The following is a 25094-nucleotide window of genomic DNA, read 5'->3' on the forward strand; positions in this document are numbered from 1 at the left end:
GTCAGCGAAGGAACCTATCATGGGCTTGTTTTCAAAGGATATTGCGACGCTGGACGATCTGTTCGTCCACCAGCTTCAGGATATCTACTATTCCGAGAACCAGATTCTGAAGGCGCTGCCCAAGATGATCGCAAAGGCGACCGATCCCGAGCTCAAGGCCGGGTTCGAAAAGCATCTCGGCGAAACCGAAGGGCAGATCCGCCGGCTGGAACAGGTGTTCGAGCTGCACGGCGCGACCAAGAAGGCCGTCACCTGCCCGGCGATCGACGGCATCATCAAGGAAGCGAACGAGGTCGCGGGCGAAATCGCCGACAAGAAAGTGCTCGACGCCGCGCTGATCGCATCGGCGCAGGCGGTCGAGCATTATGAGATTACGCGCTACGGCACGCTGATCGCCTGGGCGCGACAGCTGGGCCGCGAGGACTGCGCCGCGCTGCTGTCGGAAACCCTGGCCGAGGAACGCGCCACCGACGAAAAGCTGACGACGATGGCCAAGCACAAGGTCAACGCGCAGGCGGAACTCGCCGACGGCTGAATCGCACGGGGCGACGGCGCGGCCGCCCCGGCTATTCCGACCGGCTTTGCAGGATCGGACGTCCGTTGCTGGGGCATACCGGCATCCCCATCAGGCCGCAGCGGGGCGTTCCCTGCCGCAGTCCGTCCGCCTTGTGATCGAATTCCGGGGTATCGTCGTCCAGCCGATAGCGATCGTTCTTGCGGTCCGGGCAGCCCAGCGCACGCGGCGTGACGATGCAGTTGACCGGATCGGCGACGCCGAGCTTGGTCGGTGCAGGCGCTGCCTGCGCCATCAACAGCAGCACGGATAGCAACATCGACGCCCCCCATCAAAGATCGTTCGTTCCGAACGTCTTGGCGGAACTTTGGTTGCTACCGCGCTAGCGGTCGCGCGCGGCCGATGCTGCCGCCCCTGCGGGTCGAGGCGGTCACCCCGACAAAGCCGCACCCCTGCAGGAACGCCGCGGTTCCGCAGGCCGGTTGCGGCACGGCGAGCAGGCGCTCCCGCTCGCCCAGCGCGTCGACCGCCTTGGGATCGCCTTCTACCGGAGGGGTGATCAGCGGAACACGGAACCGGTCGGCGGTCCGCGCGGCGCACACCACGATCTCGTCCGGGTCGGCGTCGGTGCGACAGGGCTGGACGACCTGGGTCAGGCTACGCGCCCGCGCCATCATCCCGGCGGCGGCTCCGCCGTCCTGCGCCATCGCCGCCAACAACATCCACGCCGTCATGCCCGTGCCTTTCGCCGTCGTTAGACCGGGTTATCCATAACATCGCTTGCCCGACAAGGGCAGGTCGCCTATCGCCGCGTTTAATCCGTTTAACGGCCGGGAGCTTCGTCCAATGCAGCCTGACAGCAACACCCTAGATCGTGTCCTCGTCCTCGAAATGGTGCGGGTCACCGAAGCCGCGGCGATCGCCGCGTCGACGCTGGTCGGGCGGGGCGATGAAAAGGCAGCCGACGCCGCTGCCGTCGAAGCGATGCGCGCCGCGTTGAACGAACTCTATATGGACGGCACCGTAGTCATCGGCGAGGGCGAGCGCGACGAGGCACCGATGCTGTTCATCGGCGAGAAAGTGGGCCTGGGCAAAGGCCCTGAAATCGACATCGCGCTCGATCCGCTGGAGGGCACCACCATTTGTGCCACCGCCGGCCCGAACAGCCTGGCCGTACTGGCGATCGCCGAGAAGGGCGGCCTGCTGAACGCGCCCGACGTCTATATGGACAAGATCGCCTGCGGTCCGGGTTATCCCGCCGGGATCATCGACCTCGACAAGTCGCCGACCGACAACGTCAAGGCGGTGGCCGCCGCCAAGGGCGTCGATCCGCACGACATCATCGTCTGCGTCCTCAACCGTCCGCGCCACGAAACGATGATCGCCGAGCTGCGCGCGGTCGGCTGCGGCGTGATGCTGATCGGTGACGGCGACGTGGCCGGCGTGATCGCGACCAGCGACCCCGACACCACCATCGACCTGTATATGGGCCAGGGCGGCGCGCCGGAGGGCGTGCTGGCCGCCGCCGCGCTGCGCTGCACCGGCGGGCAGTTCAAGGGCCGGCTGGTGTTCCGCAACGACGACGAACGCGCCCGCGCGGCCAAGTGGGGCGTGACCGACCTCGACAAGCAATATGACCTGACCGAACTGGCGCGCGGCGACTGCATCTTCGCCGCGACCGGCGTGACCGACGGGTCGCTGCTGAAAGGCGTCAAGCGGATGCCGGGCAAGATGACGACCGAAAGTGTCGTGATGCGCGCCAGCTCGGGCACGGTGCGCTGGGTGAAGGGCGAGCATCGGCTGTAAGGGAATAGATCGGGCTGAGCGCACGACCTTCGCCCCGATAGTCGTCATCCCCGCGCAGGCGGGGATCCATAGACGCGAGGGTCGCGCGCCTTGGGCGAATGTCGGCGCATATGGCTTCCCGCCTTCGCGGGAATGACGACGTGGGAGCGAGAGTGCAGATCGGCCGGTCTTGACCATCGCTGCGCAACCCATGGGTTCACGCCGCGTTCAATGCGCCGATCCTACCCCTGCCCCATGATCTGGAGAACTCCCATTCGCCCGCTCGCGCTCGCGTTCGCCCTTGCCGCCCCCGTCGCCCTGCACGCACAGGCGCCGCAGAACGATCTCGCCTCGGTCCAGCGGCATCTGGCGGCGACGCAGACGATGACCGCGAACTTCACGCAGACCGACCGCAACGGACGGGTGCTGAGCGGGCAGCTGACGCTGAAGAAGCCGGGCAAGATCCGGTTCCAGTATGAAAAGGGCGTGCCGATCCTGCTCGTTTCGGATGGCAAGTCGCTCTATTTCCTCGATTATCAGGTCGGGCAAAAGCAGCGCTGGCCGATCGGCAATTCCCCGCTCGGCATCCTGCTGAATCCCGAACGCGATGCGTCGAAGTTCGCGCGGGTGGTGCCGTCGAACGATCCGCGCATCGTCAGCGTCGAGGCCTATGATCCGAAGCGCCCCGAATATGGCCGGATCACGATGATCTTCGCACGACAGGCATCCGCTCCTGCCGGGCTGATGCTGCAGGGCTGGGTCGCGCTCGACGCGCAGGCCAACCGGACGACGGTGCGACTGACGAATCAGAAGTTCAACGTGCCCGTTGCCGACAACGCCTTCCGCTTCAACGAACCACGCCGCGCCCGGCGCTGACGCGATCCGGGGGCAGGCCAGATGCGCGAATTCCAAAAAATACGCATGACGTTCATCTTGGCGACAGGTTCGGCGGCCTAAGACTTTCCTTGCGGCGTTGGGGCGCGTCCGGGATTTTCCCCCCTGTTGCCCGGGTCTCCAACGCCCGCCTGCGTGACCAACGCTAGGTCGGCCCTCGCTCCATGCCCCCGGAGCGGGGGCCTTTCTTTTTTCCGGTCCGCCGCCATCTGGCGCGACCGCTTTTGCGGCGATACAGGCTGTGGCCATGGACACGCTTTCGGTCGCTTCGTGGAACATCAATTCCGTCCGCTTCCGCATGGACATCGTCGAAAAATTCTTGCGCGAGGCGCAGCCCGACGTGCTGTGCCTGCAGGAAACGAAGGTCGTGAACCAGGATTTCCCGCACGATCCGCTGCGGCGGCTGGGCTATAGCCATATCGCGATCAACGGGCAGCGGATGCACCACGGCGTCGCCGTCGTGTCGAAGGTGCCGCTGGCCGAGGATGACCGACTCGACTGGCAGGCCAATGGCGAGGCGCGGCATATTGGCGTGCGGCTGGCCAACGGGCTGCGGATCGAGAATGTCTATATCCCGGCGGGCGGCGACGTGCCCGATCGCGAGGTGAACCCGAAATTCGGCCAGAAGCTGGATTTCATCGAACGCATGACCCAGTGGTCGGCCGGGCTGTCGGGCATCCCGACACTGCTGGTCGGCGACTTCAACATCGCGCCGCTGGAAAGCGATGTGTGGAGCCACAAGCAGCTGCTCGACGTCGTCAGCCATACGCCCATCGAGGTCGAGGCGCTGGCCCGGCTGCAGGCGGCGAACGACTGGGTCGATCTCGGGCGGCACTTCATTCCTGCGCCCGAGCGGCTGTTCACCTGGTGGAGCTACCGCGCCAAGGACTGGGCGGCGTCGGATCGCGGGCGGCGACTCGACCATATGTGGGCCAGCCGCGACGTGGCGGCGAAGGCGACCGCACACCGCGTCCACGAAGCCGCGCGCAGCTGGCTGAAGCCCAGCGACCACATCCCGATCGTGACCGAGTTCGCATTTTGAGCGAGACCCGCGACGTAGCCCGCGCGATCGACGCCCTGCGGCGCGGCTGGGCGATCGCGATCCACGCACCGGGCGAACCGCCGCTGACGCTGCTGCCGATCGAGACGGCCGATGCCGCCCGGCTGGCCGTGTTCGATCCTGCGGGTGCGGCACATATCCTGTTGTCGTTCGGCCGGGCGGAGACCCTGCGCATCGTCAACCAGCGTGCCGCCGCCGAGCCGGACCAGCCGGTGTCGATCCGGCGCGAGGCATGGACCGACTTCGCAGCGGCGACCGCGCTCGCCGATCCGCAGCTCGACCTCGCCACGCCGATGAAGGGGCCGTTTCGCGGAATCGATTCGCCCGCCCCTGTCGCCGCCGCCGCCGCGCTGCGGCTGGCGCGGATCGCCGGGCTGCTGCCGGCCTTCTTTGCCGGCGGCACGGGTGCGGAGGTGACGATCACCCCGGCGGCGATCGACGCGCATGAGGATGCGAACCGGCTGGCGATCGTCGCGCGCGCCAAATTGCCGGTCGCCGGGGCCGAGCAGAGCGAGATCGTCGCCTTTCGCACGCCCGATGCGGCGGGCGAGCATGTCGCCCTGATCATCGGCCAGCCCGACGGCAACCCGCCGCTGGTCCGGCTGCACAGCGAATGCCTGACCGGCGACGTGCTGGGCAGCCTGAAATGCGATTGCGGGCCGCAGCTTCACGCCGCGATCCATGCCATTGCGCACGCGAGCTGGGGCATCCTGCTGTACCTGCGACAGGAAGGGCGCGGGATCGGGCTGGTCAACAAGCTGCGCGCCTATGCGTTGCAGGATCAGGGGTTCGACACGGTCGACGCCAATACCCGCCTGGGCTTTGCGATCGACGCGCGCGATTTCGGCGTTGCCGGGCGGATGCTGCGCCTGCTCGGCCAGCGACAGGTGCGGTTGCTGACCAACAATCCGGCCAAGGTCGCGGGACTGGAGGCGACCGGGATCGGCGTGATCGAACGGGTCGCACACCAGCTGCCGGCCAACCCGCATAACGAGCGTTATCTGGCGACCAAGCGCGACCGCACCGGGCATCAGTTATAAGATATTGCGCCCCCCCCCCTGCGCAGGAGGGAATCGACGAAGGTTTGCGCTACCGCCCCTCCGACTGCAGATAGGCGATCAGGTCCGCCCGCTCCATCGGATCGCGTACCCCGGCAAAGGCCATGCGCGTACCCGGCACGACCTGCATCGGCGCGGCGAGCCATGCATCCATCCGGGCCGCGTCCCACCGCCCGCCATGGTCGATCAACGCCTGGGTATAGCCGAAGCGCGGGTTGCTCGCGACCGCCCGGCCGATGACCCCGTGGAGATTGGGTCCGGCCAACGACTGCCCACCCGCACCGATGGTGTGGCACGCAGCACATTGTCCGAAGGCGCGACGCCCCGCGCCGACGTCGGCGACGCGCAGCAATGCGGTCAGGTCCGGGTTCGGCCCGGCACGACGCAACCGGTCGGCGCGGCCGGCATCGCCGCCGCCGCATCCGGCGAGCAGCAGCGCAGCTCCGGCCAGCCACCTCCGCATCAGCGGTCCTGGCGCAGCGTTTCCCACGCGATCCGCTGCAACGCGACGGCCTGCTCGCCCGTCAGGCCGAGATCGGCGGCGGAACGCTCGCCCGCGCCCAGTTGCCGGACGTCATAGCCGGTTACCCGGCCGAAAATGGTCAGGGCCTCCAGATAATAGCCCGCGCTGCTGCCGTGATAATGATCGTCCGCCCACAGCCCGAGCCTGCCCGGATCGATCCCGTCATAGGGGTTGGCATCGGCCACCCCGAGCGCGATCGCACGGTTCCACGCCGATCCCACGGGGATCGTGCCGGCGATGCCGCGCACGGTGCGCGCCACGCCGCGATTCGCGGCGGCAAGGTCGTTCGCCATCGTCATGATCGGCATCCCCGACCAGCGACTGCCGGGCCGATAGGTCAGGTCAGCCCGCGACCAGGTTTCGACGAGGTTCACCTGCGCCCGGGGGTTCCGCGCATGGACGAGAGCCGCCAACTGCCCCGCCGCGATGCCGTGGCGCGTCGGGTCGCCCGGATTTTCCGCATCGAGCGTCGAATAGCCCTGCAGGATCACCACGTCCCAGCGCCGGTCGATCGCCGCGCGCTTGTTGGCATAGTGAAACGCGAGATCCTTGCCCGGCGAGGTTTCGAGCGACACGCTCCAGTCCAGTCCGGCCTGTTCGGCGAAGCTGCGGAACAGCGCCGGCACGCCGCCGATGCCTTCGCGGTTGAGGTCGGTGACGCTGTCGGGGCGGTAGCGTTCGACCGGCGACCCCGCGCCGAAGGTGAAGCTGTTGCCGACGAACAGGATGTCGCGCGCGGTGGCGGGTGCCGCGATCAGGATCAGGGCGGCTATGCCGGAAAACAGACGGTGCATCCCGCGGCTATACCGCACCGGCCGAGCAGCGCCCACCCCGCATCAGGCGGCAGCGGCGGCGAACTCGCCGCGCAGATCTTCGATGGTGGCGGTCAGGTGGCGGGTCAGCATCGCGTGGACCGCATCGGCGTCGCGCGCCAGCCACGCTTCCAGCAGGGCGCGATGTTCGTCCTGCGCGCGGATGCCGCGTCCGGCAGGCCGCAGATGCGCGACGACATAGCGTTCGGCCAGTACCGACAGGCGCTGCACCAGGTCGATGGTCAGGTCGCGCCCCGCCGCCGCGACCAGTGCGGCGTGGAAGGCGCGGTTGCGCGCCGCCGCGTCGAGCAGGTCGTTGTCCTGCCCTTCCTGCAACCGGTCGAACGCGGCGATCGCTGCCGCGCGATAATGGTCGTCGGCGTGCAGCGCGGCATAGGCCGCTGCCGTCGGTTCCACCGCGATGCGCAGTTCGTAGATTTCCTCGGCCTGCGACGCCGACATCGGGCGGACGGTGTAGCCGCGATTGGCCTGCCCCGCGACCAGTCCTTCCTGTTCCAGCCGGGCGAGCGCCTCGCGCAGCGGAATCTTGCTGACGCCCAGTTCGCTGGCCAGTGCATCCTGCCGGATCGGCACGGTTTCGGGCAGTGCGCCGCTGACGATCCGCTCCCGCACGATTTCGAACACGCGATCCGACAGGGTTCGAACGACGATGGTCACGCTGCATTCCTTAGTGCGAGGCGGTCCGTTGCCGGATTACGCAGAGGAGAGGTCGCCCGTCACCGGGTCATCCGAAAGTAGTACATATTCAAAAAATACTAGTGCGAGCAATCCCTTCATTCCCTTTGTGACAGCGGTTACCCCGACCGCGCTGTTCGTAGCGATTGCACGGCTGGGCGCAGGACCGCTTGTTGCCGCCGCCCGGGCGTGGAACGATCGCGGGCAATGATTGCGTTCCGCCGGTCGATCCTGTTCCCGTTGCTGCTGCTGTCCGCCTGTATCGGGGGCGAACGTCGCGATGCGCCGCCACCGCCCCGCCCCATCGCCGCCCACCCGTCCGGTCCGGTGACGCTGTCGGGACAGACGCCGCGCGATACGCAGCAATGCTTTGCCGACCTGTCGAAGGCAGAGGTGCGGTTCAGCCCGTTGCCCGATCGCGATTACGGGTCGGGCTGCGTCGTGCTGGGCGCGGTGCAGCTGCTCGATATCGGCGTGCCGGTCGCGGGGCTGAAGGCGATACGCTGTCCCGCCGCACGGGCACTGGTCGGTTGGGTCCGGTATGGCGTGCGCCCGGCCGCGCGACAGATACTGGGCAGCGAGGTCGTCCGGATCGACAGCTATGGCACCTATTCGTGCCGCGGCATCATCGGCGGCGGTCCCCGGTCCGCCGGGCGGGTGTCCGAACATGGGCTGGCCAATGCGGTCGATATCGGCGGCTTCACGCTGGCGGACGGCCGGCGGATCGTGCTGGAGCGCGACTGGAACGGTACCGACCCGCAAGTGCGCGAATTCCTGCGCATCGTGCATCGCTCCGCCTGCAAGCGGTTCGTCACGACCCTCGGCCCGGAGTATAACGCCGCGCATCGCAACCACTTTCATTTCGACATGGGCGGACGGCCGCTTTGCCGCTGAAGCATCGCGCTTGCCGCTTTTCCCGAGCGTGCTTACAACCCTGTCACCTATGACCGATACAAAAGTCCCGTCCCGCGTGTTCCGCGGGGCCAAGCAGGAAGCCGAAGCGGCCCGCGCGCAGCTGTCGACCCCCCAGACCGAACACCCCGCCTATCGACTGGCGTTCCAGGACATGGAATTCCTGTTGCGCGAGGATCTGCGGCCGGTGCGGTTCCAGCTCGAGCTGCTGAAACCCTCGCTGCTGCTCGACGAGGCGAACATCGCCTCGACCTTCGTCATCTATGGCTCGGCCCGCATCCCGGAGCCGGAAAAGGCCGAAATGCTGCTCGACCTAGCACAGGACGACAAGTCGCGCGCGATCGCCGAACGCATCGTCGCCAAGTCGCATTATTACGACGTGGCGCGCGAGCTGGCCTTCAACGCCAGCCAGTTCCCCGACGACGTCAACGGCAAGCGCCACTTCGTGGTCTGTTCGGGCGGCGGCCCGTCGATCATGGAAGCCGCCAATCGCGGTGCGAACGAGGCCGGTGCCGAATCGATCGGCCTGAACATCGTCCTGCCCCACGAGCAGGCCCCCAATCCATACGTCACGCCCGCGCTGTCGATGCAGTTCCACTATTTCGCGCTGCGCAAGATGCACTTCCTGCTGCGCGCCCGCGCGGTGGCGGTGTTCCCCGGCGGCTTCGGCACCTTCGACGAGAGTTTCGAGCTGCTGACCCTGATCCAGACCGGCAAGATCGAACCGATCCCGGTGCTGTTCTATGGCCGCGAATTCTGGGACCGGGTCGTCAACTGGGACGCGCTGGTCGAGGAAGGCGTGATTTCGGAACGCGACCTCGACCTCATCACCTTCGTCGAAACGGCGGAGGAAGGGTGGAACGTGGTGCAGAAATTCTACGCCGACCGCAAATAGGGCGCGTCCCTGCGTCCGGGCACCACTTCGCCCCAATCGTCACCCCAGCGAAGGCTGGGGTCTCTCGGTAAGGGGCGGGACAGGAGCCGCGGGAGACCCCGGCCTTCGCCGGGGTGACGACGGGGGGCGGACGGAAGCTGTGTCGGCCCCCGCCACCCCGGATCAGGTCTGGGATGACATGGGGGCCGTAGCGGTCAGCGCGCCAGCGCCTCGGCAATCAGCTTGCGGGTATTGTCGATGCCGTAGAGCGCGATGAAGCTGCCCATGCGCGGCCCCTGTGCCGTGCCGAGCAGCGTTTCGTAGCAGGCCTTGAACCAGTCGCGCAGCGATTCGAACCCGGCGGTCTTGCCGATCTCGTACACCGCGTTCTGGATGTCCTCGGCGCTCGCATCGGCCGGCATCGCCGCCAGATCGGCATCGAGCCGTTCGAGCGCGGCGCGCTCCACCTCGGTCGGGGCGCGGCGCACCGGCTTTTCTGCCACGTCGCGAACATAGGCCAGCGCATGGTCGATCAGCGCGTCGAGCGCAGGATAGCGCTCCGCCGACGCGTCCTCGACATAGTTTGCCAGATAGCCCCATACCTGCGCCTTCGTCGCCTCGCCCATTACCCCGACGAGGTTGAGCAACAGGCCGAAGGTGACCGGCAGCGTCTCGGCCGGCGGCTCCCCGCCATGGATGTGGTGGACCGGATTGCCCAGCTTCTGTTCGATCGGCTGGGCGGCGTAATTGCCGCGAAACTGCCAATATTCGTCGATCGCGCGCGGGATCACGCCCAGATGCAGCTGCTTGGCCTTTTTCGGCTCACGATAGGCGTAGAAGGCGACGCTTTCGGGCGGGCCATAGGTCAACCATTGTTCGAGGCTGAGGCCGTTGCCCTTCGACTTCGAAATCTTCTGGCCATGTTCGTCGAGGAACATCTCGTAATTGAAGCCCTCGGGCGGACGCGCGCCCAGCACGCGGGCGATCTTCGACGACTGGGTGACCGAATCGATCAGGTCCTTGCCCGCCATTTCGTAATCGACGCCGAGCGCGACCCAGCGCATCGCCCAGTCGACCTTCCATTGCAGCTTGGCACCGCCCGACAGGACCGATTGTTCGACGCGGGTGTCACCGTCCATGAACGCGACCATGCCGGTATCGGCGTCCAGCACCTCGACCGGCACCTGCAACACGATCCCGCTGGTGGGGGAAATCGGCAGCACCGGCGAATAGGTCGCGCGGCGTTCGGCCCCCAGCGTCGGCAGCATGATGTCGAGGATCGACTGATAGTGGCGCAGCACGCCCTTCAACGCGTCGTCGAACCTGCCGCCGCGATAATAATCGGTCGACGACGCGAACTCATAGTCGAAGCCATATTGGTCGAGGAACGCGCGCAGCCGGGCGTTGTTGTGCGCGGCAAAGCTCGGATGAGTGCCGAACGGATCGGGAATTTCGCTGAGCGGCTTGCCCAGATGTTCGCGCAGCATGTCGCCGTTCGGCACATTGTCCGGCACCTTGCGCAGGCCGTCCATATCGTCCGAAAACGCGATCAGCCGCGTCGGCTGGTCGGACAGTTCCATGAACGCCTTGCGCACCATCGTCGTGCGCAGCACTTCATTGAACGTGCCGATATGCGGCAGGCCCGAGGGGCCATAGCCCGTTTCGAACAGGATCGGTGCGCTGCCCGGCTTCCCCTGCGGATAGCGCTTCAACAGCTTGCGCGCCTCCTCATAGGGCCAAGCCTTTGAAACCATTGCTGCATTGCGAAGTTCTGCGTCGATCATCCGATCCAGATACGCGGTCGGCCGCAGAATTTCCACCTGTCGCGACGCAACCATGCGCGTTGTCGGGCGTAGCGTGGGACGATGATCGTATCCGACACCCCCCGCCTGCCCCGCATCGTCGCCGAGGTATGGAAACCGGCACTCGCACTGTTCATCTGGGACGTGATCGTCACGATCGTGTATTTCGTCCTGCCGTTCAAGGCACCGTCACTGCCACTGACCTTGTTCGGTTCCGCGCTGGCGCTGTTCCTCGGCTTCCGGGTCAATTCGGCCTATGCTCGCTGGTGGGAGGGGCGTTCGCTCTGGGGATTGATGATCAACGCGTCGCGCAACCTGGCGCGCGGGGCGATCTCGTTCATCGGGCCCGAGGACGAAGGGCAGAAGCGTGACCTCAAGCGCTCGATCGTCCTGCGCCATGTCGCCTATGTAAACGCGCTGCGCTGCCAGTTGCGCCGGCTGGATTCCAAGGACGACGTGCACCGGTTCCTGTCGCGGGAGGAAGCCGGCGATCCGCTGGGCCGCACCAACGTCGCCAACGGCCTGCTCGACGGTACCGGTTCGCGCATCGCCGAGGCGCAACGGCGCGGCTGGATCGACAGCATCCAGCAGACCAGCCTCGAAAGCGTGCTAATCGACATCGCCAATGCGCAGGGCGGCATGGAGCGGATCAAGAACACCCCGCTGCCGGTGCAGTATCGCTTCCTGCCGTCGCTGTTCACCCGATTGTTCTGCGTCGTCCTGCCGATCGGCCTGGTCGAGACGCTGGGCATCGCCACGCCGCTGGGTTCGGGTCTTGCCGGCCTGATGTTTCTCGCGGTGTTGCAGATCGGCGAGGATCTGGCCGACCCCTTCGCCAATACCGTCCACGACCTGCCGCTGACCGCGATGTGCCGGACGATCGAGATCGACCTGCTGCAGGCGATCGGCGATCCGGCTCCCGAACCGCTGACCCCGGTCAAGGGCGTGCTGTGGTGACGGAACGCGTCGGCGACTGAAACGCTGATCCCGCCGAAAGGATGATCGATGGCCGACGAGCATAATCCGACGAAGAAGATGGCCGCGAACGCCGAAAAGGGCCTCAAGCTGCGCGAGAAATTCGATCGCGGCGGGACCGATGTCGGCGTGAAGCGCGCGAAGCAGATCGCCGACGGCGGCCCGATGTCCGACGCCGACGTCAAATCGATGCACAGCTATTTCGCGCGGCACAAGGTCGACAAGGATACCAAGGCGCATAGCTGGGGCGACGATAACGATCCGTCGGCCGGCTATATCGCGTGGCTGCTATGGGGCGGCGACGAAGGCCGCGACTGGGCGGAACGGCAGCACGAGAAGCTTGCGGACTAGAACCGGTCGACATTCAGCGCCCATCGCAAACTCTCGTCATTCCCGCGCAAGCGGGAGTCCATAGCCGCTGACGTTTCGACCTAATTCGTCACGCTAGCGGTTATGGACTCCCGCCTGCGTGGGAGTGACGATGGGGATGGAACGATGAATGTCGATCGGCCTTGGATCCTCCCCTCCGCCGGGAAAGTCCCCCCGTTCCGCTTCCGTTCTTCACGTCGAGCCGCTAAGGCATTGCGATGCTCCCCTACCCCGCCCTGCACGCCAGCCATTCGGGCGTCTGGATCGCCGACCGTGACGGCACGCGCCCGGTTGGCCGGGGGGAGGCGATCGCACTGGTCGCCGATACGCCGACCATCGTCCTGAACGCGCCGCTGATCGGCCAGCGGCTGGGCTATGGCGAATTGTCGGGGCTGGACCTGCTCGAACTGTTCGCCTTCGTCCATCCCGCGCGCTTCGCGGTGCCGACGCCCAAGGGGATGGCGCAGGCGCTGGGCCTGCCGCTGCCGACCGACGAAGCCGGGATCGCCTCACTGTTGCGTCAGGCGGCGGAGGCACTGATCGCCACCGCCTCTGCACCGTGGAGCGAGCAGGAGGGGGCATGGACCGCCGCGCAATCGCTGTTCCGCCTGCGCTGGCCCTGGGCGCCGGCGCTGGGGCAGGTGCTGCCCAAGCCGGATACCGCCGAACGCTGGCTGTTCAGCAAGCTGCCCGAATGGGAGGAGGTGCCGCCCCGCGCCAATCCGCGCACCGTGACGCTCACTCCCGATGCGGTGGCCGAACGGCTGACGACGCTGACCGGAAGCGCGGCGGAAGCCCGGCCGGGCCAGCGTGCCTTTGCCGCCGCCGCCGCCGATGCCTTTTCCCCGCGCGTTGCGCGCGACACGCCCAATCTGGTGCTGGCGGAGGCGGGGACCGGCATCGGCAAGACGCTGGGCTATCTCGCCCCGGCATCGCTCTGGTCGCAAAGCGCCGATGGCGCGGTGTGGGTGTCGACCTTTACCAAGGCGCTGCAACGCCAGCTCGCGCAGGAAAGCACCCGCGTCTATCCCGATCCGGCCGAGCGGCGGGCGAAGGTCGTGACGCGCAAGGGACGCGAGAATTATCTCTGCCTGCTGAACCTCGAGGACGCGCTGCAGGGCGGGTTTCAGGGGCGGGCGGCGGTACTGGCGCAGCTCGTCGCGCGCTGGGCGGCCTATAGCGCCGATGGCGACATGGTCGGCGGCGACCTGCCCGGCTGGCTGCCGACGCTGTTCCGCCGCAACGGATCGACCGCACTGACCGACCGGCGCGGTGAGTGCATCTATGCCGGCTGCCCGCATTACCGGAAATGCTTCATCGAACGCGCCGCGCGGGCTTCGGCGCAAGCCGATATCGTCATCGCCAACCATGCGCTGGTGATGGTCAACGCCGCACGGGGTCGCGAGACCGGCACCCGCCCCACCCGCTATGTCTTCGACGAAGGCCATCACCTGTTCGAGGCGGCCGACGCGATGTTCTCCGCCGCGCTGACCGGTGCGGAAGCGATCGAGATTCGCCGCTGGGTGTTGGGGCCGGAGGGCGGCGGGCGCGGGCGGCGACGCGGGCTGGCGGCGCGATTGTCCGATGTGGCGAGCTATGACGCGGCGGGCGGCGAGGCGGTGGCGGCGGCGGTCGATGCCGCGCGACTGCTTCCGGCCGAGGGCTGGCTGGCCCGGATTCAGGAAGGCAATCCATTCGGTCCGGTCGAGGAATTGCTCGCCTGCGTGCGCGGCGCGGTGTTCGCGCGGGCAAAGGATGGCGAGGCCGGCTATGGCCTCGAAACCGAACTGAGCGAGCCGCCGCCCGAACTGGTCGATGCCGCCGGTCCCGCCGCGCAGGCGCTCGACGCGCTGCTCCGCCCGCTGATCGCCTTGGGCAAGCGGCTGGAGGCGGTGCTGACCGAGGGGCCGGACTGGATGGACGGCCCTGCGCGCGCCCGGATCGAGGGCGCGATCGCGTCGCTTGGCTGGCGGGCGGAGACGGTCGCCGCCTGGGGCCGGCTGCTCGCGCGGATCGGCGGGCCGGCCGATCCCGATTTCGTCGACTGGATGACCGTCGACCGGGTGGAGGGGCGCGAATATGACATGGGACTCCACCGCCACTGGCTCGACCCCAGTCGTCCCTTTGCCGAAACCGTGCTGAAGCCTGCGCATGGCGTGCTGGTCACTTCCGCTACCCTCCGCGCCGGCGGCGACTGGAGCCAAGCCGACGCGCGGGTCGGCGCGCCGCATCTGCTGCGCCAGCCGACCCATTTCGAAGCGGTCAGCCCCTTCGCCTATGCCCGTCAGGCTGAGGTACTGATCGTCACCGACGTGAAGAAGGGCGACCTGCCCGCGCTCGCCAATGCTTATGGCCGGCTGATCGTCGCGGCGGGGGGCGGCACATTGGGGCTGTTCACCGCGATCCGGCGGTTGCGCGGCGTCCATGCGCGGATCGCCGATCGATTGGCCCGCGACGGGCTGCCGCTCTATGCCCAGCATGTCGATCCGATCGACACCGGTACCTTGGTCGACATCTTTCGCGACGACCCCCGCGCCTCGCTGATCGGTACCGATGCGCTGCGCGACGGCGTGGACGTGCCCGGCCATTCGTTGCGGATGGTGGTGATGGAAGGGGTGCCGTGGGTGAAGCCCGGCGTCCTCCATGCCGCGCGCCGGCTGGCCGGCGGGGGCAGTGCCTATGACGACCGGATGGTGCGCGCGCGCCTCGCCCAGGCGTTCGGCCGGCTGATCCGCCGCGCCGACGATCGCGGGCTGTTCGTGCTGCTCTCCGCCGCGATGCCGTCGCGGTTGCTCGGTGCCTTTCCCGACGGCACGCCGATCATCCGCTGCACCCTGGACGAAGCGGTATCGCGCGCCCTTTCCTTGGGGACCGAAGTCGGGCATGGGGCGCAGGCCCTGCCGATGGAGCCGCCGATATGAAGACGCTGACGCTGCTGCGCCATGCCAAGTCGGGCTGGGACGATCCGGCGCTCAGCGATTACGACCGGCCCCTGAATGCGAAGGGCGCGCGCGCCGCGACCGCGATGGGCGCACATGTTCGACAGGCGGGGCTGACCTTCGACGCGGTCGTCGCCAGTTCGGCCAAGCGGGTGGTCGAGACGCTGGAGCATTTCCGTCGCGGCTATGGCGCGCTGCCGGATGCGCGGCACGACCGCACCCTCTACCTCGCCTCGGCCGGCACGATGCTCGACGCGATCCGCGCGCTGCCTGCCGATGCGGACCGGGCGCTGCTGGTCGGGCATAATCCGGGACTGGAGGATCTGGTCCTGCTGCTGTCGGCAGAGAGCAACCCGCTGCGCGGCGCGGTGGAGGAGAAGTTTCCTACCGCCAGCGTGGCGGTGCTGGAGCTGAACGGCGATTGGGCCGATGCCTGTGACGGCTGCGGTCACCTGACCAGCTTCGTACGGCCGCGCGATCTCGACCCGTCGCTGGGGCCGAACCACGATTAGCATCGGCTGCGTCGATGACGTCCGGCGCGGTGGCTATGGCGTTCGACAGGAATATCAGGTCGTTGCGTGGGGACAGTGGTCGCGCTACGTCCGCATGCGTGACCCTGCATCCGGCTGACCCGTATCAAGCGCGCGTCGCAATTTGCGAGCTGCTGCAACGTGTCGGCACGGCGGACCGGGCGGCATTGGGGCAATTGTACGAACTCACCGCCTCCACCCTGTTCGGCGTCTGCCTGCGGATCTGCCGGGAACGAAGCGCGGCCGAAGACGTGCTGCACGACGTTTTCCAGCTGATCTGGAACCGCGCGGGCAGCTTCGTGCCCACCGCGGCCCATCCGATGTCGTGGCTGGGGACGATCGCGCGCAACCGGTCGATCGATTGGGTGCGCAGCCGTGGCAACCGCCGGACCAGCCCGATCGAGGATGCGGATCAGATTGCCGACGATGCGCCGGACCAGCTGGCCATGCTCGAACGTACGGAGGAAGCACAGCGGCTGTACGATTGCCTCGATGCGCTGGAAGCGCGGCAGCGGGAGACGTTGCGCACCGCATTCTTCGGTGGATTGACCTATGCTCAGCTGGCCGAGGATCAGGGTGTGCCGGAACCCACGGTACGCAGCTGGGCGCGTCGCGGCCTGCTGAACTTGCGGGGATGCGTCCGTGACGCCTGACGACCACGCCCTCGCCGGGGAACTGGCGCTCGGTCTGCTCGACGCGGACGAACGGGCACAGGCGCTGCGCCGGACGCTGTCCGATCCCGACTTCGCGCGCGAGGTCGAATGGTGGCGCGCGCGCTTCGCCAACCTGTTGGCCGAGGTTCCGCCGGTTCCCGCGCCGGTCGGACTGATCGACGATATCGGCGTGCCAGCGGCGGCCGGCGTGCGGCGTGGCCGCTGGTGGATCGTTCCTGCGTCCCTGACCGCGGTTGCCGCCGCTGCCTTGGTCATGGTCATGCGACCGACCGCGACCGTCGCGCCTCCGGTGAACCGACCGGAGACGGCAACGCTGCTCGCCGCGCTCGCACCGACCGAGAGCAAGGGAATACCGATCAGCGCGATCGTCGAGCGCGATGCGGGCCGAATCCGGGTGGTCGCCACCGACATCGCGCCAAGCGGCAAGACGGCGCAGCTATGGGTCATCCGCGACGGGGTACCCCGCTCGCTCGGGCTGTTGTCGGGCAGCGGGACGACCAGCCTGGCGGTACCGGACCGCGAACGGCCGACGTTGCAGGCCGGACTGGTCCTGGCCATTTCGATCGAGCCGCCGGGCGGATCACCCAACACGACGCCGACGGGCCCGGTCGTCGCCAGCGGGCAACTCACCGCTATCTAGAGCGATTATCTACCCGCGTGAACCATCGCCATCGCCCTGCGGGCACTGGAGCGTCAGGTCAGCGCGCCGCCATCCGCCGCGCGAAATACACCTCGACCGCGCGTTCCACACTCTTGGCGATCGCGCGGCGGCCCTCGACCGAATCGAGCCGCTGCGCATCCGCCTCGTTCGACAGATAGCCGGTTTCGAACAGGATCGACGGCAGGTCGGGGGCCTTCAGCACCATCAGCGACGCCATGCGGTGATAATTGGGCTTGAGCGGGATGACGCCGGTCGCCTCGCGCCCCAGCAACCGGGCGAAGCCGGCCGAGGCGTTCATCGTCTCGCGCTGGGTCAGGTCGATCAGGATCGACGAGATATCGGCGCTTTGCCGGCCGAGGTCGACGCCGGCGAGGATATCCGCCTTGTTCTCACGCGCGGCCAGCCGCGCGGCTTCGCGGTCCGAGGCGACTTCGGACAAGGTATAGATGCTCGCCCCGGTCGCCTGGGGATTGTCGGCGCTGTCGCAATGGATCGAAATGAACAGGCTGGCCCCCAGCCGCCGCGCGATCGCATAGCGTTCCTGCAGAACGAGGAATTCGTCGCGGTCACGGGTCAGCGCCACCCGCACCCGCCCGCTCGCCAGCAGCGCGTCGCGGACGGCGCGCGCGGTCTTCAGCGTCAGATCCTTTTCCTGCATCCCGCCATGGGGAGAAATGGCACCGGGATCATGCCCGCCATGGCCCGCATCGATCACCACCAGCGGCCGATCGCCATCACCCTCGATCCGGGGAAGCCGCTGGCCGCGCCGACGGCCGGGCACAGGGACCGATGCTGTCGCGCGCTGACGGCGGTCGACGATCATCGCCGCCGACGACGATGCCGGCACCACAGTTGCCATCGCGACCTGCGGCTGGAAGCGGATCCGTCCGGCGGTGGTCGCACGGGCATAGCGTGCAGGGGCGGCGTTGCTCAGCGTCAGCGTCAGGCGACGGCCTTCGTCGGAAAAGCGACCTTCGGTGACGACCAGGGGCCGGTCGAGATCGAACACGATCCGGCTGCCACCGTCGCGCCAGCCCTGTCGCACCGCGCGTACGCCGCCACCCGACTCACTGCGCCCGCCGGGACGCACGCCGTCGAGGTCTACGACCAGGCGGTCGGGACCGGACAGCACGAAGCTGGAGGCAGCGGTAGCGGCGGCATCGAGGCGGATGGTGATGCGGTCGGAGCCGACATCGACGCTGTCCACCGTCTGCGCGGCAACGGGAACGCCGAACCAGATCGACAGGAAGGCCAGCCATGCGCCCATCGGCGCGCTATGCCGTCCAATCGCAGTTTCGGTCCAGCGCAAATCCATCGACCGGGTCCGCTTCCCTCTTCTTTCCGAAGCATTTTCTTAGCCCCCCCCGGCTCAACCTGCGGTGAACCAGCACGATGAATCATACTTTAACCATTTATTCGCATTTGCTTCGTTAGCGTAACGAACGCCCCGATACTGTTGCCGTTGGCGAAACCGGGTGCTACGCCCTCATTTACGTCGGTCCCGGACCTGGTTTCGGGGAAACCGACGCGACACCCCCAAAGCGTACCCGCTCCACGGGGTTTAACCAGGTTGATGTTCGCATGTGGCAAGTTCCGTCCCGTTCCGCCTGTGCCGCTGTCGCGGCCGGCGTCGGGGCGACGGTTGTCCGCCCGGAAATTCCCGGACTGCCCCTGCGAGCAGACGCATATCCCAGCAATCGCGCGCAGGCACCGGGCATGACCCCCGCCGCGCGTTTAGGCGCGCCGACTGGCACAGCCGTCCCGCGCGCCCGGAGACATTATCATGACCACGCGGATGTTGATCGACGCTCGCCACCGGGAGGAAACCCGGGTCGCCGTCGTCAAGGGTAACCGGATCGAGGAATTCGATTTCGAATCGGCCGAGCGCAAGCAGCTCAAGGGCAATATCTATCTGGCCAAGGTGACGCGGGTCGAACCGTCGTTGCAGGCGGCGTTCGTCGATTACGGCGGCAACCGCCACGGATTCCTCGCCTTCAGCGAAATCCATCCGGACTATTACCAGATCCCGAAGGAAGACCGCGACGCGCTGCTGGCCGAAGAGGCCGAACACGCCGCCGAGGAAGCGGCGCTGCGTGCCGGCGACCATGACGACGACCTCGACTATGACGATCATGACGACGATGCCGAAGGCGGCGTCGAGGTCGTCGAGCGCGACGAGGAAGACGACGACCATCACGACGATGAGGAAGCCGAGGCCCCGGCGCGCCGTCCGCGCAAGGGCGGTGGCGACGATGCCGCCGTGGAAGCGCTGCGCCAGCGCCGGCTGAACCTGCGTCGCCGCTACAAGATTCAGGACGTGATCCGCCGCCGGCAGGTGTTGCTGGTGCAGGTCGTGAAGGAAGAGCGCGGCAACAAGGGCGCGGCGCTGACCACCTATCTGTCGCTCGCCGGTCGCTATTGCGTGCTGATGCCCAACACCGCGCATGGCGGCGGCATTTCGCGCAAGATCAGCTCGGCCGCCGACCGCAAGCGGTTGAAGTCGATCATGGCCGAACTGACGCTGCCCGCGTCGATGGGCTGCATCGTCCGCACCGCCGGGCTCCAGCGTTCGCGCCAGGAGATCAAGCGCGACTTCGACTATCTCGCGCGGCTGTGGGACGGGATTCGCGAACAGACGCTGACCTCGTCGGCACCGGCGCTCGTCTATGGTGACAGCGACCTCATCAAGCGTGCGATCCGCGATATCTACAACAAGGATATCGACGAGGTGATCGTCGAGGGGCCGGAAGGCTTCCGCCATGCCAAGGACTATATGCGGCTGCTGATGCCGGCCCATGCGCGGCGGGTGAAGCAATATGCCGACGCGGTGCCGCTGTTCCAGCGCGCGCATGTCGAAGACCAGCTGGCCGCGATGTACAATCCGGTCGTGCAGCTGAAGTCAGGCGGCTATCTGGTCATCAACCCGACCGAGGCGCTGGTGTCGATCGACATCAACTCGGGCCGGTCGACCCGCGAACATAATATCGAACAGACCGCCACCGCGACCAACCTCGAAGCGGCGCAGGAGATCGCGCGCCAGCTGCGGTTGCGCGACATGGCGGGTCTGGTCGTGATCGACTTCATCGACATGGATCACGGATCGAACGTCCGTAAGGTCGAGAAGGCGATGAAGGAGGCGCTGAAGAACGATCGTGCCCGCATCCAGGTCGGCCGCATCTCCGCCTTCGGCCTGATGGAAATGAGCCGCCAGCGGCTGCGCACCGGCGTGCTGGAGGCATCGACCCGCCAGTGCCCGCATTGCGAGGGCACCGGCCTGGTCCGCACCGCGTCGTCGGCCGGCCTGTCGGCGCTGCGCCTGATCGAGGACGAGGCCGCTCGCGGTCGCGGATCGCTGATCCAGCTGCGCGCCAGCCAGGAAGCGGCCTTCTATGTCCTCAACAAGAAGCGCGCGGACATCGCCGAGGTCGAGGACCGCTATGGCGTAACCGTCGAGATCGTGCCCGATGCCGAGATCGAGGGTGCGCGCATGGCGGTCGAGGCTTCGGGTCCGCCGCCCGCGCATCCGCCGAAGATCGAGCCGCTGGTCATCGTCGACGACGAAGACGACGCCTATGACGAGATCGAGGACGAGATCGACGAAGAGGTCGAAGAGGACGCGGTCGAGGAAACCGCCCGCGCCCCGCGTGGCGACGATGATGGCGAAGGCCGTGGCAAGCGCCGTCGCCGTCGTCGCGGTCGTCGCGGTCGCAACCGTGAGGAAGGCGAAGCCGGCGAGGACGCCGACACTGCCGAGGACTCGGACGAGGTCGACGGCGAAGCCGAGGACGAGGCGGATGCCGAGGCTTCGACCGACACCGCTGCGCCCGAAGCCGCTCAGGAAGACGAAGGCACCAGGCGCAAGCGTCGCCGTCGCGGCCGTCGTGGCGGCCGGCGTGGCGAGGGTGCGTTCGACGCCGCCGATGGCGCCGGCGCGATTGCCGACCTGCCGGCCGAGGACGATGTGACCGAAGCGACGGTCGAAGCACCGGCAGCAGTCGAGCCGGCCGCAGAGCCCGAGGTCGTGGAGGCAGCTCCCGCGCCGGCACCCAAGCGCACCCGCCGCCGTCCGAGCGCGCGTGCCAAGGTCGAAGGCGCAACCGATGCGGCCATCGCCGAACCGGCGACCGTAGAGGCGGCCGACGCCGCACCGATCGTGACGCCGGAACCTGCCGCAACGCCGAAGGCCGAGGTCGAGCCGGTGGCCGAAGCGCCCAAGCCGAAGCGGACCCGCAAGCGCAAGGTCGAGGCCGAACCGGTCGTCGAAGCGGAAGCAGAGGCTCCGGCCTCCGCCCCAACTGAAGCGGAAGCCGCGCCCAAGAAGCGTCGCGCGCCCCGCCGCAAGGCTGCTGCGCCGGTAGAAGCGCCGGCGGAAGAAGCCGCTCCGGTAGAGGATACCGCACCGGCCGAGGCGGCAGCAACCGACACGGCGACGGACGAAGCGGCCACCGACGGTTCGGCATCGCCGCGTCGCGGATGGTGGCAGCGCACCTTCGGCAACTGATCGCCGGCGCTGATCGAACAGAAGGGGCGGCATCCTATCGGGTGCCGCCCCTTTTTCGTTCAGGCGTCGATCGCGACCGGCGGTTCGCGAACCAACGCCGACCGGGCAAGATCGATTCGCACTGCGAGTCCGTCCGGCCGCCAGTCGCGCGCAATGCTTCCGGCCAGCTGTTGTTCGATGCTGAGCGCGGCCAGCCGCGTCCCGAATCCCGTCGCGTGCGGTTCGCCGGCAATCGTCGGTCCACCCGATTCGCACCAGTCGATCCGCAACGCATCGCCCTGCAATCGCGTCCGGATCGCAAGCCGCCCTTCGGGCACCGACAACCCGCCATATTTGGCGGCGTTGGTGGCCAGTTCGTGGAAGATCAGCGCGACCGGCGTCGCACCACGATCGTCGATCGGTACGTCGTCCCCCTCGATCCGCCATTGCTCCGCCGCATAGGGCGACAATAGTTCGCGCAGCACATGGTGCAGCGTCGCTTCGCCGATCAGCGGGCGGGAAATGTCGCTGTGCGGCCGGGCAAGGTCATGCGCTGCCCCCAGTGCCGCGATCCGCCGGGCCAGATCGTCGGCAAAGTCGCGCACCGCCGGCATCCGTCGCGCCGACATGCGCACGAGGCCGCTGATGATCGCGAAGATGTTCTTGATCCGATGGCTCAGCTCCCGGCTCAATATGTCGTTCTGTTCGGCCGCGCGTTTTGCCGAATCGATGTCGGTGCAGGTGCCGATCCACCGCACGATCGTGCCATCCGCGTCGCGCACCGGCAGGGCACGCCCCAATACCCAGCGATAGGCACCGCTGCGATGGCGCAGGCGATATTCGATCTCGTAATCCTCGCCGGTGTCCAGGCTGTGCCGCCACCGCGCCCATGCACGGTCCTGGTCTTCGGGATGGAACATGCCGTTCCACCCCTCGCCATCGGTCGAGCCTTCGGGCATTCCGGTGAAACGATACCATTGCGCGTTGTAATAGTCGTGATGCCCGTCGGGCCGCGTGGCCCAGATCATCTGCGGCATGGCATTGGTCAACGTGTCGAGTTCGGCACGCGTGGCGTCGCGGGCCGTTTCGGCCTGCCGTCGCGATTCCTCACCCGATGCGATCGCGATCCAGCGCCCGGCCCCGTCCGGCCGCACGCCGAACCGGACCGGCATATCGATATGCCCGGCGATCAGCGGCAGCGACAGGTTGAAGGGGGTGCCGCCAGCCACGGCGTGCTCCCAGCTACGCCGAACCGCAACGCGGCCCGGACCGTCATGACAACAATCCCATATAGTCCGGCCGATCGTGCCGGGGAAATCTTCCTGCCAACGGCGGTTGCCCCACGACAATTGCCCATCGCCCGTGGCGATCCATGCCAGTACCGGCATCGCATCGGCAATATCGTGCCAGATCGGCGATGACGGATCGATATCGGCCGCTGTCATGTTCACATCAATTACCCCATATGCCCCGGCCTATGCCGGATCGGGGCTTCACGCCAATGTTATCGTTCGAACGGCCATCGTACGACATACCGACTGCCAAGATCGATTGTCCGATATCTTTCGAGCGGTAGATGCTAAACAATTCGTATGCCGTCCGCTGCCGGCGACGATTTTTTGCCGCGTATCTGATCGATATCAACATTATCGCGGACAAGGCCATTGACCTGTCCTCGGCCGCGTAGCATTTCGCCGCCATCAAGGAGAACTCCATGACCGAAGATACTTCCGAACTTAACGCGATCGAGCTGGCAACCGAACTTACCATCGCGTGGCTGAACAACGGCAACAATCGCGTCGCGGCGGAGGATGTTCCGGCATTCCTGCAGACAATGCACGCCACCGTGCTGGGACTCGCATCGGGCACGTCGGAACCGGAAGAAGCCGCGCCGCAGCAGGACCATGTCGCCGCGGTGTCGGTGCGCAAGTCGCTGGCGTCGAAGGACCACATCATCTCGATGATCGACGGCAAGCCGTACAAGACGCTGCGCCGTCACCTCGCCGGCCATGGCCTGACCCCGGAAACCTATCGCGAGCGCTATGGCCTGCGCCCCGATTATCCGATGGTCGCCGAAACCTATTCGCAGAGCCGTCGCGACATGGCGAAGCGCATCGGTCTCGGCCGCAAGGCGCGCACGACCAGCGAAGGCGGCGAAGCCACCGGCGACGCCGCGCCGCGCCGCGGCCGCAAGCCCAAGGCCGCCGAGTAAGCGATCACAAAGGGGCGGCCTTCGGGTCGCCCCTTTTCATTCAGGCGACCGGCCGGGCGGTGTCGCCATCCCAGTAATGGGTGCACAGCTGCGCCTGCGGCGTATCGCCGTCGGCCAGCGCCGCGACCGTTACCCAGCCCTCCGCCCGCAACCGCGCCGCTGTCGGCGATGCGGTGCCAAGCGGCAGGAACAGCCGCCGCCGGTCCTCGGTGCCCAGCCCTGCATCGAGCAGCGCATCGGCGTAGAGCGAGAAGCCGACCGCCGCTTCCTCGCGCCCGTCGGCATGGCATATGGCATAGCTGCCGCCGCGCCCGACTTCGCCCAGCACGCCCCGCGCGAACAGCGAAAAGCCCAGCCAGCTCTGATATTCGAAGCCATGCCGCTCGGTCGGGTCCAGCGTCACGCCGACATCGGCGGGCAGCGTGGCCACGATCGCCTCGATCGCATCAAGCCGCGACGCCAGCCGCCCGGCACTGTCGGTCGCGCGCAGCCGGGTGAGCGCGGCGGCAAACGGCCCCGCCGCCTCGACCAGCGGCAGATAGGCGGGATCGATCGCCGCGACCCGGCCGGCATCCTTGGCGTCCAGCGCCGCGATCAGCGCGTCATGCTGCGGCCCCGGCGGATCGCCCGCCAGCGTCGCGACCAGATCGGGCAGGGTGAAGTCGATCGAGATGCCGGTGACGCCCGCCGCGCGCAACGCCTCGACCGCGACGGTCACGATCTCGGTCGCCGCGCCGACACTGTCGAGGCCGATCAGTTCGGCACCGATCTGACGCAGCGCACGACGCGGGGCGAGCTCGCCGGCGCGCAGTTTGAGTACCGGGCCGGCATAGGACAGCCGTACCGGGCGCGGATGGTGCCCCATGCGCGTCGCCGCGATCCGGGCGACCTGCGCGGTGATGTCCGGCCGAATAGCGAGCGTGCGCTGGCTGACCGGATCGACGAAGCGCACCGCATCGGTCGCCGCCGTACCCTTGAGCCGCCCGGCCAGCCCTGCCTCGAACTCGGCGAGCGGCGGATCGACCTGCTCATAGCCATAGCCATGCGCCACGCCCAGCACCGCCCCTTCGAAACGACGCAGGCCGTCGGCGGCGGGGGGCAGGCGGTCGTGAAACCCTTCGGGGAGGAGGCCGGTATCGTGCATGGTATGTCCCCTAGCGGGTGCGGGCCGGACGGGAAAGCGGGGACGACAACTCCCCAACCGACCATGGCAGTCAGGACCTCATCCTGGGTCCCGCTTCTTCTGGGCCAACGTCGCAAAGCGTGCACGCTCATGTTCAAAAATGAAGTGCAACAGCCGCGACAATTGGGTCATGTTCCCCTG

Annotated in this window: 24 protein-coding genes; 15 read left to right on the forward strand and 9 right to left on the reverse strand. The window is 67.4% G+C overall.

Annotated elements, in window-relative coordinates; all coding sequences use genetic code 11:
• Positions 1–19: 19 nt before the first annotated feature.
• Positions 20–535 (forward strand): YciE/YciF ferroxidase family protein, encoded by a 516-nt coding sequence (locus tag MF609_RS03100; RefSeq protein WP_242414835.1) that lies wholly within the window; start codon positions 20–22, stop codon positions 533–535.
• 31 nt (positions 536–566) lie between these two features.
• On the opposite strand, the gene MF609_RS03105 is transcribed toward MF609_RS03100, so the two are convergent.
• On the reverse strand, positions 567–833 hold the full coding sequence (locus tag MF609_RS03105; protein WP_242414836.1) for a hypothetical protein: 267 nt from the start codon (positions 831–833) through the stop codon (positions 567–569).
• 55 nt (positions 834–888) lie between these two features.
• Positions 889–1248 carry a hypothetical protein gene (locus MF609_RS03110; RefSeq protein ID WP_242414837.1) on the reverse strand — a complete coding sequence of 120 codons (360 nt, stop codon included), beginning with the start codon at positions 1246–1248 and terminating at the stop codon, positions 889–891.
• A 112-nt stretch (positions 1249–1360) separates the two neighbouring features.
• Here MF609_RS03110 and glpX point away from each other — a divergent pair, with 112 nt between their 5' ends.
• The 4 genes from glpX to ribA all read left to right on the forward strand — a co-directional run bounded on the left by glpX (position 1361) and on the right by ribA (position 5293).
• Positions 1361–2320: a class II fructose-bisphosphatase gene (glpX, locus tag MF609_RS03115; protein ID WP_242414838.1), complete on the forward strand. Its 960-nt coding sequence runs from the start codon at positions 1361–1363 to the stop codon at positions 2318–2320.
• Positions 2321–2554: 234 nt separating this feature from the next.
• Positions 2555–3175 (forward strand): LolA family protein, encoded by a 621-nt coding sequence (locus MF609_RS03120; protein ID WP_242414839.1) that lies wholly within the window; start codon positions 2555–2557, stop codon positions 3173–3175.
• A gap of 265 nt (positions 3176–3440) precedes the next feature.
• Positions 3441–4235, forward strand: a complete 795-nt coding sequence (locus MF609_RS03125) for an exodeoxyribonuclease III (RefSeq protein WP_242414840.1) — start codon at positions 3441–3443, stop codon at positions 4233–4235.
• On the forward strand, positions 4232–5293 hold the full coding sequence (gene ribA, locus MF609_RS03130; protein ID WP_277991005.1) for a GTP cyclohydrolase II: 1062 nt from the start codon (positions 4232–4234) through the stop codon (positions 5291–5293). The genes MF609_RS03125 and ribA overlap by 4 nt, the downstream gene beginning before the upstream one ends.
• Positions 5294–5342: 49 nt before the next feature.
• Here the strand turns inward: ribA and MF609_RS03135 are convergent, their stop codons facing one another.
• The 3 genes from MF609_RS03135 to MF609_RS03145 are packed head-to-tail and all read right to left on the reverse strand — an operon-like array spanning position 5343 to position 7324.
• Entirely contained in the window at positions 5343–5774 is a 432-nt protein-coding gene (locus tag MF609_RS03135) for a c-type cytochrome (protein WP_242414841.1), read from the reverse strand.
• Complete coding sequence (locus MF609_RS03140; protein ID WP_242414842.1) at positions 5774–6628, reverse strand: SGNH/GDSL hydrolase family protein; 855 nt, start codon at positions 6626–6628, stop codon at positions 5774–5776. Before MF609_RS03140 ends, MF609_RS03135 begins: the two co-directional genes overlap by 1 nt.
• 42 nt (positions 6629–6670) lie before the next feature.
• Positions 6671–7324 carry a GntR family transcriptional regulator gene (locus MF609_RS03145; RefSeq protein WP_242414843.1) on the reverse strand — a complete coding sequence of 218 codons (654 nt, stop codon included), beginning with the start codon at positions 7322–7324 and terminating at the stop codon, positions 6671–6673.
• A gap of 225 nt (positions 7325–7549) precedes the next feature.
• Between MF609_RS03145 and MF609_RS03150 the strand changes: the two genes are divergently transcribed.
• Together MF609_RS03150 and MF609_RS03155 are read left to right on the forward strand one after the other, a co-directional pair.
• The gene (locus MF609_RS03150; protein WP_242414844.1) at positions 7550–8236 is read left to right on the forward strand and encodes an extensin family protein; all 687 of its coding nucleotides are present in this window, start codon (positions 7550–7552) and stop codon (positions 8234–8236) included.
• A gap of 49 nt (positions 8237–8285) precedes the next feature.
• Positions 8286–9149, forward strand: coding sequence for an LOG family protein (locus MF609_RS03155; protein ID WP_242414845.1), 864 nt, complete (start codon positions 8286–8288; stop codon positions 9147–9149).
• A gap of 194 nt (positions 9150–9343) precedes the next feature.
• On the opposite strand, the gene MF609_RS03160 is transcribed toward MF609_RS03155, so the two are convergent.
• On the reverse strand, positions 9344–10912 hold the full coding sequence (locus MF609_RS03160; protein ID WP_242414846.1) for a lysine--tRNA ligase: 1569 nt from the start codon (positions 10910–10912) through the stop codon (positions 9344–9346).
• A gap of 81 nt (positions 10913–10993) precedes the next feature.
• Here MF609_RS03160 and MF609_RS03165 point away from each other — a divergent pair, with 81 nt between their 5' ends.
• The 6 genes from MF609_RS03165 to MF609_RS03190 all read left to right on the forward strand — a co-directional run bounded on the left by MF609_RS03165 (position 10994) and on the right by MF609_RS03190 (position 17057).
• Complete coding sequence (locus MF609_RS03165) at positions 10994–11887, forward strand: bestrophin family protein (RefSeq protein ID WP_242414847.1); 894 nt, start codon at positions 10994–10996, stop codon at positions 11885–11887.
• Positions 11888–11935: 48 nt separating this feature from the next.
• Positions 11936–12256, forward strand: a complete 321-nt coding sequence (locus MF609_RS03170; protein ID WP_242414848.1) for a hypothetical protein — start codon at positions 11936–11938, stop codon at positions 12254–12256.
• A gap of 236 nt (positions 12257–12492) precedes the next feature.
• Positions 12493–15195, forward strand: a complete 2703-nt coding sequence (locus MF609_RS03175) for an ATP-dependent DNA helicase (RefSeq protein ID WP_242414849.1) — start codon at positions 12493–12495, stop codon at positions 15193–15195.
• Positions 15192–15725 (forward strand): SixA phosphatase family protein, encoded by a 534-nt coding sequence (locus MF609_RS03180; RefSeq protein ID WP_242414850.1) that lies wholly within the window; start codon positions 15192–15194, stop codon positions 15723–15725. Before MF609_RS03175 ends, MF609_RS03180 begins: the two co-directional genes overlap by 4 nt.
• Before the next feature lie 98 nt (positions 15726–15823).
• Positions 15824–16396 carry a sigma-70 family RNA polymerase sigma factor gene (locus MF609_RS03185; protein WP_242414851.1) on the forward strand — a complete coding sequence of 191 codons (573 nt, stop codon included), beginning with the start codon at positions 15824–15826 and terminating at the stop codon, positions 16394–16396.
• Positions 16386–17057: an anti-sigma factor gene (locus tag MF609_RS03190; RefSeq protein ID WP_242414852.1), complete on the forward strand. Its 672-nt coding sequence runs from the start codon at positions 16386–16388 to the stop codon at positions 17055–17057. The genes MF609_RS03185 and MF609_RS03190 overlap by 11 nt, the downstream gene beginning before the upstream one ends.
• A 58-nt stretch (positions 17058–17115) precedes the next feature.
• Here MF609_RS03190 and MF609_RS03195 read toward each other — a convergent pair whose 3' ends face one another.
• Positions 17116–18393: an N-acetylmuramoyl-L-alanine amidase gene (locus tag MF609_RS03195; protein ID WP_242414853.1), complete on the reverse strand. Its 1278-nt coding sequence runs from the start codon at positions 18391–18393 to the stop codon at positions 17116–17118.
• 468 nt (positions 18394–18861) lie between these two features.
• Here MF609_RS03195 and MF609_RS03200 point away from each other — a divergent pair, with 468 nt between their 5' ends.
• Complete coding sequence (locus tag MF609_RS03200) at positions 18862–21579, forward strand: Rne/Rng family ribonuclease (RefSeq protein ID WP_242414854.1); 2718 nt, start codon at positions 18862–18864, stop codon at positions 21577–21579.
• A gap of 59 nt (positions 21580–21638) precedes the next feature.
• Here the strand turns inward: MF609_RS03200 and MF609_RS03205 are convergent, their stop codons facing one another.
• Positions 21639–23003, reverse strand: coding sequence for a PAS domain-containing protein (locus MF609_RS03205; protein WP_242414855.1), 1365 nt, complete (start codon positions 23001–23003; stop codon positions 21639–21641).
• Between the two features lie 269 nt (positions 23004–23272).
• Between MF609_RS03205 and MF609_RS03210 the strand changes: the two genes are divergently transcribed.
• Positions 23273–23770, forward strand: a complete 498-nt coding sequence (locus MF609_RS03210) for a Ros/MucR family transcriptional regulator (RefSeq protein WP_242414856.1) — start codon at positions 23273–23275, stop codon at positions 23768–23770.
• Positions 23771–23810: 40 nt separating this feature from the next.
• Here MF609_RS03210 and MF609_RS03215 read toward each other — a convergent pair whose 3' ends face one another.
• The gene (locus tag MF609_RS03215; RefSeq protein ID WP_242414857.1) at positions 23811–24914 is read right to left on the reverse strand and encodes an ATP phosphoribosyltransferase regulatory subunit; all 1104 of its coding nucleotides are present in this window, start codon (positions 24912–24914) and stop codon (positions 23811–23813) included.
• Positions 24915–25094 lie beyond the last annotated feature (180 nt).

The sequence above is a fragment of the Sphingomonas panni genome, from assembly GCF_022664435.1.
In the GTDB taxonomy this organism is placed as follows: Bacteria; Pseudomonadota; Alphaproteobacteria; order Sphingomonadales; family Sphingomonadaceae; genus Sphingomonas; species Sphingomonas panni.

What these genes read in the sequence shown, in the direction of transcription:
- MF609_RS03180 (WP_242414850.1), top strand. Translation starts at nt 15,192, where the DNA reads ATGAAGACGCTGACGCTGCTGCGCCATGCCAAGTCGGGCTGGGACGAT.
- MF609_RS03150 (WP_242414844.1), top strand. Translation starts at nt 7,550, where the DNA reads ATGATTGCGTTCCGCCGGTCGATCCTGTTCCCGTTGCTGCTGCTGTCC.
- MF609_RS03215 (WP_242414857.1), bottom strand. Translation starts at nt 24,914, where the DNA reads ATGCACGATACCGGCCTCCTCCCCGAAGGGTTTCACGACCGCCTGCCC.
- MF609_RS03140 (WP_242414842.1), bottom strand. Translation starts at nt 6,628, where the DNA reads ATGCACCGTCTGTTTTCCGGCATAGCCGCCCTGATCCTGATCGCGGCA.
- MF609_RS03165 (WP_242414847.1), top strand. Translation starts at nt 10,994, where the DNA reads ATGATCGTATCCGACACCCCCCGCCTGCCCCGCATCGTCGCCGAGGTA.
- MF609_RS03205 (WP_242414855.1), bottom strand. Translation starts at nt 23,003, where the DNA reads ATGACAGCGGCCGATATCGATCCGTCATCGCCGATCTGGCACGATATT.
- MF609_RS03170 (WP_242414848.1), top strand. Translation starts at nt 11,936, where the DNA reads ATGGCCGACGAGCATAATCCGACGAAGAAGATGGCCGCGAACGCCGAA.
- MF609_RS03195 (WP_242414853.1), bottom strand. Translation starts at nt 18,393, where the DNA reads ATGGATTTGCGCTGGACCGAAACTGCGATTGGACGGCATAGCGCGCCG.
- MF609_RS03110 (WP_242414837.1), bottom strand. Translation starts at nt 1,248, where the DNA reads ATGACGGCGTGGATGTTGTTGGCGGCGATGGCGCAGGACGGCGGAGCC.
- MF609_RS03160 (WP_242414846.1), bottom strand. Translation starts at nt 10,912, where the DNA reads ATGATCGACGCAGAACTTCGCAATGCAGCAATGGTTTCAAAGGCTTGG.
- MF609_RS03100 (WP_242414835.1), top strand. Translation starts at nt 20, where the DNA reads ATGGGCTTGTTTTCAAAGGATATTGCGACGCTGGACGATCTGTTCGTC.
- MF609_RS03200 (WP_242414854.1), top strand. Translation starts at nt 18,862, where the DNA reads ATGACCACGCGGATGTTGATCGACGCTCGCCACCGGGAGGAAACCCGG.
- MF609_RS03210 (WP_242414856.1), top strand. Translation starts at nt 23,273, where the DNA reads ATGACCGAAGATACTTCCGAACTTAACGCGATCGAGCTGGCAACCGAA.
- MF609_RS03155 (WP_242414845.1), top strand. Translation starts at nt 8,286, where the DNA reads ATGACCGATACAAAAGTCCCGTCCCGCGTGTTCCGCGGGGCCAAGCAG.
- MF609_RS03120 (WP_242414839.1), top strand. Translation starts at nt 2,555, where the DNA reads ATGATCTGGAGAACTCCCATTCGCCCGCTCGCGCTCGCGTTCGCCCTT.
- MF609_RS03105 (WP_242414836.1), bottom strand. Translation starts at nt 833, where the DNA reads ATGTTGCTATCCGTGCTGCTGTTGATGGCGCAGGCAGCGCCTGCACCG.
- MF609_RS03175 (WP_242414849.1), top strand. Translation starts at nt 12,493, where the DNA reads ATGCTCCCCTACCCCGCCCTGCACGCCAGCCATTCGGGCGTCTGGATC.
- glpX (WP_242414838.1), top strand. Translation starts at nt 1,361, where the DNA reads ATGCAGCCTGACAGCAACACCCTAGATCGTGTCCTCGTCCTCGAAATG.
- MF609_RS03125 (WP_242414840.1), top strand. Translation starts at nt 3,441, where the DNA reads ATGGACACGCTTTCGGTCGCTTCGTGGAACATCAATTCCGTCCGCTTC.
- MF609_RS03135 (WP_242414841.1), bottom strand. Translation starts at nt 5,774, where the DNA reads ATGCGGAGGTGGCTGGCCGGAGCTGCGCTGCTGCTCGCCGGATGCGGC.